16 protein-coding genes and 2 pseudogenes are annotated in these 11,283 nt (G+C 65.4%); 5 read left to right on the forward strand and 13 right to left on the reverse strand.

What is annotated here, in order from left to right; all coding sequences use genetic code 11:
- From AC1DWT_RS45825 to AC1DWT_RS45855, 7 genes and pseudogenes are all read right to left on the reverse strand, one after another.
- Positions 1–189 (reverse strand): transposase (locus tag AC1DWT_RS45825; RefSeq protein WP_477925807.1); only part of this gene is annotated, 189 nt, incomplete at its 3' end.
- A gap of 63 nt (positions 190–252) precedes the next feature.
- Positions 253–561, reverse strand: coding sequence for a cupredoxin domain-containing protein (locus AC1DWT_RS45830; protein WP_206015528.1), 309 nt, complete (start codon positions 559–561; stop codon positions 253–255).
- Positions 562–766: 205 nt separating this feature from the next.
- A complete protein-coding gene (locus tag AC1DWT_RS45835) occupies positions 767–1,111 on the reverse strand; it encodes a hypothetical protein (RefSeq protein ID WP_241031580.1) in 345 nt (114 codons plus the stop codon).
- Positions 1,111–2,020: pseudogene (locus AC1DWT_RS45840) on the reverse strand (IS5 family transposase). The gene AC1DWT_RS45835 and the pseudogene AC1DWT_RS45840 overlap by 1 nt, the downstream one beginning before the upstream one ends.
- A gap of 299 nt (positions 2,021–2,319) precedes the next feature.
- Positions 2,320–2,859, reverse strand: a complete 540-nt coding sequence (locus tag AC1DWT_RS45845) for a hypothetical protein (RefSeq protein WP_206012472.1) — start codon at positions 2,857–2,859, stop codon at positions 2,320–2,322.
- Positions 2,860–2,924: 65 nt separating this feature from the next.
- Entirely contained in the window at positions 2,925–3,383 is a 459-nt protein-coding gene (locus AC1DWT_RS45850) for an SRPBCC family protein (protein ID WP_095863904.1), read from the reverse strand.
- A gap of 521 nt (positions 3,384–3,904) precedes the next feature.
- Positions 3,905–4,117 (reverse strand): TOBE domain-containing protein, encoded by a 213-nt coding sequence (locus AC1DWT_RS45855; RefSeq protein WP_095863905.1) that lies wholly within the window; start codon positions 4,115–4,117, stop codon positions 3,905–3,907.
- A 280-nt stretch (positions 4,118–4,397) separates the two neighbouring features.
- Between AC1DWT_RS45855 and AC1DWT_RS45860 the strand changes: the two genes are divergently transcribed.
- Positions 4,398–5,339 (forward strand): endonuclease/exonuclease/phosphatase family protein, encoded by a 942-nt coding sequence (locus AC1DWT_RS45860; RefSeq protein ID WP_206012471.1) that lies wholly within the window; start codon positions 4,398–4,400, stop codon positions 5,337–5,339.
- Between the two features lie 155 nt (positions 5,340–5,494).
- On the opposite strand, the gene AC1DWT_RS45865 is transcribed toward AC1DWT_RS45860, so the two are convergent.
- The 4 genes and pseudogenes from AC1DWT_RS45865 to AC1DWT_RS45880 form a co-directional block, all read right to left on the reverse strand.
- Positions 5,495–5,803 (reverse strand): hypothetical protein, encoded by a 309-nt coding sequence (locus tag AC1DWT_RS45865; protein ID WP_206012470.1) that lies wholly within the window; start codon positions 5,801–5,803, stop codon positions 5,495–5,497.
- Positions 5,804–6,255: 452 nt separating this feature from the next.
- Positions 6,256–6,517 (reverse strand): annotated as a pseudogene (locus AC1DWT_RS45870) (diacylglycerol kinase); the annotation flags it as partial.
- Positions 6,518–6,568: 51 nt separating this feature from the next.
- On the reverse strand, positions 6,569–7,999 hold the full coding sequence (locus AC1DWT_RS45875; protein WP_206012469.1) for a DUF2252 domain-containing protein: 1,431 nt from the start codon (positions 7,997–7,999) through the stop codon (positions 6,569–6,571).
- A 59-nt stretch (positions 8,000–8,058) separates the two neighbouring features.
- Positions 8,059–8,232 carry a hypothetical protein gene (locus tag AC1DWT_RS45880; protein ID WP_206012468.1) on the reverse strand — a complete coding sequence of 58 codons (174 nt, stop codon included), beginning with the start codon at positions 8,230–8,232 and terminating at the stop codon, positions 8,059–8,061.
- A 479-nt stretch (positions 8,233–8,711) separates the two neighbouring features.
- Between AC1DWT_RS45880 and AC1DWT_RS45885 the strand changes: the two genes are divergently transcribed.
- Positions 8,712–9,059, forward strand: coding sequence for a three-helix bundle dimerization domain-containing protein (locus tag AC1DWT_RS45885; protein ID WP_095863910.1), 348 nt, complete (start codon positions 8,712–8,714; stop codon positions 9,057–9,059).
- 45 nt (positions 9,060–9,104) lie between these two features.
- Here the strand turns inward: AC1DWT_RS45885 and AC1DWT_RS45890 are convergent, their stop codons facing one another.
- Complete coding sequence (locus AC1DWT_RS45890) at positions 9,105–9,359, reverse strand: hypothetical protein (protein ID WP_206012467.1); 255 nt, start codon at positions 9,357–9,359, stop codon at positions 9,105–9,107.
- Between the two features lie 436 nt (positions 9,360–9,795).
- On the opposite strand from AC1DWT_RS45890, the gene phoU reads away from it, so the two are divergent.
- Entirely contained in the window at positions 9,796–10,443 is a 648-nt protein-coding gene (gene phoU, locus AC1DWT_RS45895; RefSeq protein ID WP_206012466.1) for a phosphate signaling complex protein PhoU, read from the forward strand.
- Here phoU and AC1DWT_RS45900 read toward each other — a convergent pair whose 3' ends face one another.
- Entirely contained in the window at positions 10,444–10,587 is a 144-nt protein-coding gene (locus AC1DWT_RS45900) for a hypothetical protein (protein ID WP_206012465.1), read from the reverse strand.
- Between the two features lie 98 nt (positions 10,588–10,685).
- On the opposite strand from AC1DWT_RS45900, the gene AC1DWT_RS45905 reads away from it, so the two are divergent.
- Both AC1DWT_RS45905 and AC1DWT_RS45910 read left to right on the forward strand, forming a co-directional pair.
- Complete coding sequence (locus AC1DWT_RS45905; protein ID WP_241031246.1) at positions 10,686–10,871, forward strand: hypothetical protein; 186 nt, start codon at positions 10,686–10,688, stop codon at positions 10,869–10,871.
- Between the two features lie 235 nt (positions 10,872–11,106).
- The coding region (locus AC1DWT_RS45910; RefSeq protein WP_477925808.1) for a transposase at positions 11,107–11,283 on the forward strand (177 nt) is incomplete at its 3' end.

Consider the following 11,283-nt stretch of genomic DNA (forward strand, 5'->3'; position numbering starts at 1 on the left):
CTCTCCGTGGCCGTGGGACTCTGCGGCGGCGATTCTGCGCCGCTCGAGTTTGACCCATTCACCCAACAGACTCTCGTTGAGGCCGAGTTCTCGGGCGACCTCTGCGATGGTGCGACCGGAGTCGATCACCCGGTGGGCAGCCTCGACCTTGTACTCGGTCGTGAACGACCGACGCTTGCGAGGGGGCATACGGACATCCTTCCAGCGGGACCGGTGTCCCGCCAAGTCGGTGTCCACTTTCCGGGGGGAACCTCAGCCCTCGATCTCGATGTCGAACGTGCCGCCGGTGTCTGCGGTCACCGTGTGTTCGGCCGTGTCGGTGTTGCGAATGGTGACCTGCGCGCCGGGTGCCACCGTGGCGGGCACCGTGTACGCGAATCCCGAGATGACGATCTCGTTCGCTCCCGCCGCCACCGCCCCGTCGGAGGACGGCATCGCCATCGTGTCGGTGACCGTCGGGGTGGGTGCGTAGTCGACGGTGCTGCCGCCGTCATCGCTGCAGGCGGTGAGCGCACACGCCGCGACGACGGCAGCCGCCGGCAGAGCTGCGGAGAGCTTCATACCCGATACCACGAATCATCGACCCATTCCGTTCACCGAACACGCGAGAGAAATTCGCTCGCCCCGGTGAACCTGTTGGACTGTCGTTCGGGTTGGTATCCAGAGGGCGACCGGACGTTCGTCTTTCGGCGGGTGATCCGCCTGCCGGCCTGCCCGGCCACCTCCGGTGTTTCCCTGTCTCAGTGCCTGTTCGACAACTGCTCACCTAGAACCGGAACCGCACAATGCGGGTGGATCGTTTCATGCCCGGCAGCAGGTTCAAGAGGCGGAACATGCGGCGTACGTTCGCGGGCACCTTGGCCATCAGCACCGGTGAGTCGTTCATCGGTGCCTCGTCGACGTACTCGAGCCGCGGGTGCCAATCGGCCAGCGCGGCCGGATCGTTGAAGCCGCAGTGGAACTGGGTGTCGTATTTGCGCAGCATCGGGTCCCATTTCGAGGTGCGCCACACCCAGACCGCCACCGTGTCGAACTGTAGTCGTCCGGTGGGGAAGGCGTCGACGATGCTGGTCAGTAGCCGCCGGAGGTCGGCCTCGGTCAGATAGGGCACTAGGGCGTGTCTCCCAATAGTTTGAGCCATTCGACGATGCCGGCGAGGAGGAATCCAGCCCGGTAAGTCAGGGCAAGCTTGTCATACCGGGTTGCCACCGCTCGCCACTGTTTTGCCTTGTTGAAGGCCCTTTCCACCACGTTGCGGCCCTTGTACGACTCGGCATCGAAGTTCGGTGGCCGACCGCCCGCGCTGCCCTTGTTCTTGCGGTTGGCCACCTGATCGGACTTCTCGGGAATGACCGCCTTGATGCCCTTGCTGCGTAGCAGTTCTCGATTGGCCTTGGATGTGTACGCCTTGTCGGCACGGACCTCGTCCGGGCGCGTACSGGGTGCGCCGCCACCGATGCGCGGCACGCAGATGCCCTCCAGGAGCGGGCCGAACATCGGGCTGTCGCCGGCCTGGCCAGGACCCACCAGCACCGACAAGGGACGTCCGTCGCCATCGCACGCCAGGTGRACTTTGCAGGTCARCCCGCCGCGGGACCGGCCGATGCCGTGATCGACCGGTTCGTCAAGCAGATTCGTGTAATTCGGTAGWTCCCCCTGTGTCACGCGCGGCGTTGGCRCCGTGCTGGTGCACCCGCACCACGGTGGAATCCACCGACACCGCCCAATCCAGGTCGCCACCGGCATCGGCCATCGCGGCCAGGGCTATGAGYACCCGATCCCACGTTCCATCCCCGGCGTAGCGTCGRTGCCGTTTCCAYACYGTCTTCCAGGGGCCGAAATGCGCAGGTAGATCCCGCCACGGGAGCCYGGTACGCAGCCGGTAGAGCATCCCCTCCACCACGAGTCGGCTGTTCTGGAACTTCCGCCCCCGCAGCCCATCCGAACTGGGCAACAGCAGCRCAAGCAACTCCCACTGCTTGTCCGTCAACACCTCAAACCGATTAACAACGTCTGCCACAGCGAAGAGTCTGCAGCACAACACCCCAAATCATTGGGAGACACGCCCTAGCGGTGATCGGTCGTGGACCTGTACCACGCCCGATCACACCTGCACGCCATGGATTCTCAGCTCGCCGATACCCTCTGCGACGAGCACCTCGACTGGCTGCAAGCCCGGCTCGCCGTCCTTCCCTGAGTTACCGAGGCCTGCGGAACCGAGGAATTGCGCCAGCCGAGCGGGCCGACCGGGCACGGAACTGGCTGACGCCGGGGTGCTGATCAGGACCGCCATCACGGCGGGCAACCAGCGTTCGACATCTATGTGTTGGGACGGTGCTTGTAGAAGGTCAGAACGACAGTCTTTTCTTCTGGCATCACCATGGCGGTCCGGGCTACTGCGTCACCCTCGAACGAGACGTGGTGATTAATTAAATTGGTGATGACATGCCAGTCGGACTCAACTCCTTCAGGCTCCTCCATGAGGATGGGCAGCGGGTTCCGAAGTAGCCGTCCAAAATATTCGGAATCGCTCTTTGCCTCACCCTGGTAGAGGCTCCACTCCTCGTCCCGAATGTCGGATGACAAATCATCGAACTTCACCCATACGCTCTTCGTATCGGCCATTTTGATCCTCTCCCACAGCACTAGGAATTCTTGACACTGTTCCAAGATGAGGTACCGCAGCCTGAGTTTGTCGCAGAGTTCGTCGCGCCATGCGCTCGCTTCACCTGTATTGGCCCCACCGCCTGCGTCATGGGACGCGCAGACCGTTACCTGTCCCGCCACGCAGCATCCATCGCTGAAAGCATATTGATCTACATCGAAGATCGGATGAGACCGACTGAAGATATCGGTCATTAACCGAGACGCCAATCGGTGAGACACCGAACGTGAGAGGTACATAGCGTGGATCGAGACGGGCGTCAGCTGTCGGTGGTAAGAAGGTCGGCGAGGTTGTCCAGACTCGCCCGCATCATGCGGGAGTACGCCTTCGTGACGAGTGGGTCCGCCAGCTTGCCGAAGACTCCACCGAGACCGCTTTCGGTGTCGACCCGATAGGTGAACAGGGTGCCGCCGTCGACCTCCTCGATCCGCGTCGTCGCGGTGACACCGATCTTGTCCCCTTCCACCGACTTGGACGTGGCCACCTTCCCGGGCTGGTACTCGACGAATTCGGTCTCCCAGTCGATCCGCTTACCGAGGACTCGGTTCACCCCGCGCCACCGGGTGCCCACCCCGAGCTCCCCGTCGGTGACCTGCTCGCATTCGACTATCGACGCCTCCCACGACGGCCAGTTCGCCGCATCGGTGAGAAAGTCCCATACTTCCGACGCAGGGCGGGCAATGACGACGGACTGTTCGGTAACCGGCATGGTGATCATCCCTTTTGGTGGTGACTGGATCGGGCCGTGACCGGCCCTCTTCACGCTCCCAATCGGTGCATGGTCAGAAGAATAGAGACCGGCCCGTTTAATGGTCCTCTCGTGCCAGCGTCGCTGTCACTGATGGTTAGCACGACAAAGCGCTGGCAGACGGTGTAGACGAAAGGTGCCTCGCAAGTACCGGCCAGTACTGAGGCACCACGACGCCTAGTGAGGCAACTACAGCCATCGCCTGAAAGCTTGCTCGCACTTGAGACATCCGGTCCTTCCACGTCGAGATGATCGACCCCGCGCATCCCCAGATACCGGCATCTGCAATGCAAGCAATACCAGTATTGATTGCATTCGAATCGATTCGCCCGGTCCGGCTCTTTCCGAAGGGCACCCTTGTGGGATCTCATAAGGCCAGCTCCCGTAACGGTCGTTACTGGGATACCTAACTGGTGAGACGCCGGAAGGGGATCGGTCAAAGACGCTAGGTGACCAACCAATAGGTTGCAGGGGCGTCCTCCGATCGACAACTATTCGACGCCGAGCATCACCTCGGTGGACTTCACGAGCACGGTCGCCGCCACTCCAGCCTGAAGGCCCAGTTCCTCGACAGCTTCCTTTGTGAGCGACGCGGTGACGATCTGGTCGCCCCCGTCGAGTCGCACCTTCACCGTGGCCATCACGCTGCCGATGGTGACTTCGGTGATCGTTCCGGCGAGTTGGTTTCGGGTGGACAGACGCATCGCGAGCTCCCTCTCTTGACGCGTAGCCCCGACGATAGCCGCGGTCATCGGTCGACGAACCGGCCTTCGCAGGCCGCTCGCACCCGACCACGACCGCTGTGCAGATCGACGGACCCACGACCCTTGTGCGGATGGGTGACAGTGACCGCGGGTGAAAAGTGTGCGTACCCTACGGGCGTCGTGTTCGTGTACATCCTGGGACATGTTTGGTGACACTCGCTGGTTCCCACGAATCCAACTGTGAGGCAACCCGTTACATCGACCATGCCGCCCGCGGCGGTTGCGTCGGGCGTGCGAGCCGAAAGGCTGTGGGCGCGAGATCCTCGACGCGCACGCCCGCCTCGGGACCCTGATCACTCAGTACACCTACACCGACGGTGACAAGAAGCTGATCCTGGACCTGCTGGTCGCGTTGGATCTCGACCGATCCGACACCGCCGCCTACGCGGTGCTGCGCGAGGTGAACGCCGACATCACCGCCGTGATCGAGGCCGAGGACCGGATCGCCCTCAAACGCTTCACCGAGGCCGCGATCGTCGACCCGGAACGCAATCCCGTGTTTCCGCACGTGATGGTGATCGACGGCAACGACGACCGCGGTATCGACGTCGGGGTGCTGTCGAAGGCGGAGTACCCGCTGCAGGGGATCCGCACGCACGTCGACGACCTTGCACCGACCGGGCGCCGGATCTTCAGCCGCGCCTGCCCTGAGTACACCTTCGCCTTCCCCGAGGGCAGCGCCCTGGCAGGATTGTCGTTGACGGTGCTGGTCAACCACTTCAAGAGCAAGGGATACGGGCGGCCCGCAGACAACAACGCCCTGCGCCAACTGCAGGCCGAGCGGATCGCCGAGATCTATCGACAACTCCGCTCCGACGAGGTGGAGTTCGTCGCCGTCGCCGGCGACGTCAACGACACCCCCGACAGCGAACCCCTCGCGCCGCTGCTCGCCGACACCGACCTGCGAGATGGGGTCGAGGTCGCCGGCTTCGACGACGGCGGCCGACCCGGCACCTACGCCAACGGCACCGCCGGAAACAAGATCGACTACGTGCTGCTCTCACCCGCGCTGTTCGACCGGGCGACCGGTGGGGCGATCTTCCGTAAGGGCGTGTGGGGTGGAAAACACGGCACCCTCTTCGAGCACTTTCCGACCATGACCTCCCCGGTCCACGCGGCCTCCGATCATGCGGCGATCTACGTCGACATCAAGACCGGCTGATTGCGCTCAGTTTCCTAGCCGTGGCCCGTGTGGAGGGGGTCCAGTCGCTCGGCATGGTGGCGCCGTCGAAGCTGCCGTTTTTTGAAACTGCCGCCGGCGCACACATCAGGATGTTGGCAGACCGTGCGCCTGAGGGGGTGCGGACCCCGGTGTGGTCAGTCGAGTGCGGAGACGTTGCGGAGGATCACCGTCGGGAACCGAAACGCGATCGCCTCGACGAGTCGGCGCACCTGGTATAGCTCACGGCGTAGGGCTGCGGCCTCGGTGTACAGCCCGCCGCGCAGGGCTGCGGTCTCGGCGGATAGCCGCTCCGCGCGAAGTTCGTGGGTTCGTTGGATGCGTTGCATCAACGCCTCGGCCCTGTCGACGCACTGTGCGAGGGCCTCGATCTCCGGTTCGAGTTGGCCGAGGAACCCGCGTGCCTGCGAACGCTTTTGGTCGTTCGCCGTCGGTTCGGGGGTCATGGTCCGATGGTGGCGGCGAGCGGCGCGGGCGCCCTGTGTTCGACGAGCAGCGCGACAGACTCGTCAATCCGGGTGTCCGCGAAGTGGGTGACCGCTTCCCGGACGGCGGATGCGATCGGCGTACCGGGGGATGGGGCGCGGACACCACTGTTCCCCACCCCCGAGCGGGGAGATGGGGAACGGTGGTGCCGCGGATGAGGGGACGCGGCGGGCTGGGGTGTGGTTAGGAGCACCGGAGGTACCGCGCCGTCCGGGCCCAGACAAGCCCGACGATGCCGGGGACGTCGGTGGGCGGCGACATGGCGGTGCTCCTGCCTCGTGGTGGATGGTCGGTTCCCGGCCACGGTCATCGTCGCCGGGAATACTTGCGTGGTGTCCGGTGTCAGCGTCGAACACCGAGATGGACGCGGGATGTCCACACGGTGCATTCTCCGTGAAATGGCGCTCCGTGGCACGCCCAGCAGGTCGGTTCCGCGGTCGACAGCCTGCCGGGGCCAGCTCCGTGACATCGACGATGCCCGGGCCTTCGAGCAGGACCACCTCGGCGCCGAGTTCCTCGGCCTTGCGTTGCAGGTCGAATTTTGCGACGGTGCCACCACCGGAGTGCGGGTTCATGATCAGCACCGGATGCCGCGCCGGTGGAGCGGGCACCTCACGGACGGCGGTGTCCGAGGTTCGTCTGCGCAGGGCGGTGCGGGCGCAGGGCACCGCGAGCGGCGGGCTCCGGTCGCGGTGTCGGGGCGGCGGATCGGTTGTCGCTCATCGTCATGTCCCCGGGTGCGCGGTGATCCGGCCGGCGTCGATCGCCTTCCGTAACGCGGCGTGATCGCGTTCGTTCTGGTCGGCGTAGGTCTCGGCGAATGCGGCCAGCGCCTTGTCGAAATCATCGTCCGAACCGAGGTACCCGGCGATCGCGAACCGGTCACCGGCGCGGGCGTGCGCATACGCGAGGACCCGAGCACACAACCGTCCGTAGAGGGCCATGGTGTCGGGATTCATGGTCTCGATGACGGCCGACCCCTTGCCGTCGCGGAGTTGGCGGATGTAGTAGTCCCGCACCGCGCCGTCGGCGTCGGGTCCGTGCTGCCAGCCGAGAAGGATGTCGCTCGCGGCTTGCATCAGCCGTTGCCCGGTCACGACGCGTTCGCCGTGATTCGTGAATGCCGGGCCGTCGACGTACTTTTCGAGGACCGACGGTTGTGCCTCCTTGGCCTGCAAGAACAGGGGGTCGCCGCCGGGGCCGCGGAGCAGGACGATCCAGGCCCGGGTGCCGACGCTGCCCACCCCGACGACCTTCCGTGCCGTTTGGACGTACTCGAATCGATCGAACAGGCCACGCCGGGCGGTTTGCAAGGTGTCGCGGTAGTCGCGCATTCGCCGGATCAGCTCCTGGTCGAGTTGTTCGGCTTCGGTGCCGGTGAAGATCTCCTCGATCGGCACGATCAGCGGGGGCGTGCTCACTATGCGCGGCTGCCCGTCCACCAGGGTGGTGAGTTTGGACAGTGCCTGCAGGCTGTCGCGGCCGCGGGATTTGTCGATCGTCTTGCGAACGCGTTTGCGGGTCGAGGAGTCCAGAACGTCGCGGAGCTCGTCTAACTGCGCGGCGGCGTCGATATGGGAATACCAGACCGCGAGCTCGCCACGCTCGGCCTGGTAGGTCATGGTTTCGCGGTATTCGGCCGCGCAGGCACGGGTAATCCGTTTGCGCTGTTTCCGGCTGAACCCGTTGCCGCGCCCGGCGACGGCGAGACTCGCGACGAGTCGTTTGACGTCCCATTCGAACGGGCCGGGATAGGTTTCGTCGAAATCGTTGACATCGAACGCGAGTGTGCGCTCGGGTGTGGCGAAGAGTCCGAAGTTGCTCAGATGGGCGTCCCCGCACAATTGGGTGTGCAGGCCGGTGGCCGAGGCGTGGGAGAAGTCGTCGGCCATCACCAGCGCCGCGCCGCGGTAGAACGCGAACGGTGACTCGGCCATCCGCCCGTACCGGATGGGGACGAGGTCGGGGACCCGGGTGGCCCCCTGGGACTCGAGCAGGCCGACCGGGTCGCGGTCGCGGTGCGGAGCGTGTTCGGCGATGGCGTCGAAAGGGATTCGGCGCCGAACCGTTTCGCCGTGTTCGATCCGTGCCGTCCGGGTCGGATGGTCGCCCGCACCGGCGGGTGATGGATCGGGGAATGGGTCTCGTTCTGTCATGGCGTGGTCCCTCGGGTGGTGTTCGTCCGCGGATCAGGGGTGGTCGGGATGACCACGGCCTACATCGAACCGGCCCCACCATCTTGCGCGACCGGCGCGCCCGCTGCTGGAAATCGGTGGCCTCGGACCTCGCCCTGCACGAGCTGCAAGCGATGAAGAACCTGCATCCGTTGCAGCGAGGCCACGATCTTCACCTGCAGCACCACCTCTGTGAGTGCCTCGGCGTCCAACATCCCCCTACTACTGGAGGACCGAAGGCTTCGACTACTGCGCGGATGTTTGCATTACTGGGGTCGCACCCGAGGTGAACCACCTCGACACCGCCGACGGGTTCAGGTGCGCCCGCTTGCTCACCGTCGCCAGATCCCACTCGTTGGCTTCCATTCGTGCTTGCACGTCAGAGCTTCAATCGGCGCACACGTCGTTGCACTGGAGACCGCTGACAGCAGATTCCTTCAATCGCCGGACCGGCAAGAGTGCCCGTCTGTGCTGGTTGGGGGCGCACACTGCCTCCGGTATGAATCGAGAAGCAGTGTCTTGGATTCGAAGGAAATGAGACGGCTGTCCTGATGCATTGCTCGTCGCGGTTGCTGCTCTGTACCGGCGTTTCGGTCGATTCGCGCACGTGTGCGAGGCGCACCGCGACGAGGATCGTCGAGGTCTTCGATCCGCTCGTTGACCCCGCCTGTGGGCACGGCGGAGGATTTTCTACATGACGCACGATGAAGAGTTGCTGCACATCGACCAAGTCATAGACCGCCTCGATTCGCGCTTCCCGGACCTGCCCCGGGAGAGCATCGAACAGGTGGTGCGTTCGGCGCACGAGCACTTCGCGACCGGGAAGGTGCGGGACTTCGTTCCGCTTCTGGTCGAGCGGCTCGCCCGAGAGAAACTTCAGGGGCTCGTCCCCGTCGTACCTGTCGAGCCCGAGGCGGCGCCGAAGGCCGGTTCCGAGGTGATGAGTTCCGAGGTGATCGCGCGCCGCAGGTCGTGGGCGGGCTGGCTGCGAGGCTGGTACCCGGACACCCGAATGCCGATCGCCGCGGCGGCCACGGAGTAGGCGTTCCCGGCTCGGCTCGGATCGGACCTGATAGTCCGATCCGGATCACCGGTCCTCGAGGTCGTGTCCGTCGCTGAAGTCGAGCCGCCCCTCGTCCAACGCGACGGCCCACCGCCGAACGGGCGCCCAGTCCCGGCCCAGGTGCGCATTGGCGGCGACCTCGTCGCCGTAGTCCTCGACGATCGTGCCGGGCAGCCGGGCGATCTGGTTGCCGCCGGCACCGCCGCGGAACCACACCTTCGAGCCGACCGTGAATCGGCCTGGTGCGCTGCTGTTCGGATGGTCGGACGCGGCTGTCATCCTTGCATGGAGGAGGCTCGCCGGTTGCTTAGCCGCAACCACGTTCGCGGGGCAGCGGGTGGCGGATTGTCCGACTTGGGCTCCTGTCGGGGGACGAACCCGGCTCCGGACAAGGGCGTGGCTCTGCCATGAGGCAGGGCGCACTGCGGGCTGCCCCTGACAAGGGGGTTCTGGTCCGTTACAAAAGGAACAAGAGGCGGGCTCAGGGGTCCGGGAGTGTCGCGCGGACGATCAGAGGTGTACAGGGAGCACCAGGTGGCGATCGAAGCACGCGGCCCCGAGTTCATCGCGGGTGCCGAATCGACGACGTCCAATGAACAGACGTCGATCAGTGAAGGACTGTTTTCCTCGGGAGCGGGTATTCCCAGGCAGCGTGCCGCCGGGCCCGAGTGTCTCGGACAGCCGGGTAATCCAGAGCGAGAGGGAATCCGGGACGATGCGGGAACAATTCGACGAACAGCTCGAGGAGATCAGAAGTGACCTCGTTGAGCTGTGTGCCCTGACGGAGGTTGCGATCGATTGTGCCACGCGCGCCCTGCTCGATACCGACCGCGACGCGGCCGACCGGGCCGCAGAGGTGTGTGCAGACATCGACACCCGGGGCCGGGAGCTCGATTATCGCGCGCTCACCCTGATTGCCCGTCAGCAACCGGTGGCGCAGGATCTGCGGGCGTTGATCAGCGGGATACACAACATCGCAGACCTGCGGCGGATGGGCAGCCTGGCCGCGCACATCGCCGAGGTGGCGCGGCTGCACCACCCCGTACCGGTCGTTCCCTTCGAGCTGCGGGGCATCATCTCGGACATGGGCGTCGCGGCGACGGCGCAGGCCGCGGCAGCCCGGGAGGTCGTGCGGACCCGAGACGAGGCGACGGCGTTGGACTTGATCTGGGCGGACGAGCGAACCGACGAGCTGCTCCGCAAGCTGTTCGCCGCGACCAAGGGCGACGACTGGCTGTACGGGGCCGCGTCCGCGGTGAACATGACGCTGCTCGGTCGGTTCTATGAACGGTTCTGCGATCACACCGTCGAGATCAGTCGCCGCGTCATCTTCGTGATCACCGGAGAACTTCCCGACGAATGACTAGTCGGGCTGGTGGGTCCTCGGGTCGGGCTCGTGCCTGGTTTCGCCGGTGGCCGGGTCGGCCTGGCCCATCCGCTCGAGGTGGGCCTTGATCCATTCGGTGGTGTTGAATCGCGCGGGGTACTCGACCGGTATGTCGGTCATGGTTTGTCTTCTGTCGTCGATGGGTGTGGGCATCGGAGCGCGGCGGCGGGGACCATTGAACCGCCGCCGATCGCTGTGGTCGAGGTGGGCGGGCGCGGGTGATCAATACCGCACCGGCGGTGAGGAATCCGGTGGTGGTCACCGCGATCAGGATCATCACCGGTGCGGTCAGGGCGCCGATCCCGAACACCAGCGCGGCCCCGGACACCGCACCCAACGCCAGGCAGAGCACCCCCGCCGACACGGTCACGAGCCCGGCCACGCTCACCCGCCCGATCCGGTAGCGCGCACGCACCGCGGCCGTGCGGGTCGCGGATGTGGTGGGCCGGTGGGGTGGTCGGTGCCGCGCGCGGCCCGTCACGGGACGCGGGGATCGTTCTCGGCGCCAGGGCGGGGAAGCGGCCGCCCACCGGTGACGTCCTCGACACGCCGGTGAGGTCGGTCGTGGACGGGTGAGGTTCCCCCCGGAAAGTGGACACCGACTTGGCGGGACACCGGTCCCGCTGGAAGGATGTCCGTATGCCCCCTCGCAAGCGTCGGTCGTTCACGACCGAGTACAAGGTCGAGGCTGCCCACCGGGTGATCGACTCCGGTCGCACCATCGCAGAGGTCGCCCGAGAACTCGGCCTCAACGAGAGTCTGTTGGGTGAATGGGTCAAACTCGAGCGGCGCAGAATCGCCGCCGCAGAGTCCCAC

This window comes from Rhodococcus sp. P4_B6 (assembly GCF_056402215.1).